Annotated in this window: 1 protein-coding gene; it reads left to right on the top strand. The window is 60.2% G+C overall.

Going from position 1 to position 241, the window contains the following annotated elements:
• Positions 1-241 (top strand): hypothetical protein (locus AAEY93_RS21020; RefSeq protein ID WP_351079682.1); only part of this gene is annotated, 241 nt, incomplete at both ends.

The raw sequence follows: 241 nt of genomic DNA, 5'->3' as shown, positions 1-241 counted from the left end.
AGCTGACTCAATCCGCCAAGCCCATGGGCCTGGAAATCGTGCCCCAGCTCTGGGAGAACACCAGTGACAGCCGGCCGCTGCAAAACCTGTTCAAGAACAGCGACGTGCTACTGGGCCTGGACGACCCGAACCTGTACAACCCCAAAACCGTGAAAAACCTGTTGCTGAGCAGTTATGCCCAACAACTGCCGTTGGTAGGGCCCAATGCCGGGTTTGTGCGGGCCGGCAGCCTGGCCAGCAC

The sequence above is a fragment of the Shewanella sp. CAL98-MNA-CIBAN-0140 genome, assembly GCF_040309905.1.
In the GTDB taxonomy this organism is placed as follows: domain Bacteria; phylum Pseudomonadota; class Gammaproteobacteria; order Enterobacterales; family Shewanellaceae; genus Shewanella; species Shewanella psychromarinicola.
Note: the sequence above shows the minus strand (reverse complement) of the source record. Positions and strands in the feature narration are given on the sequence as shown.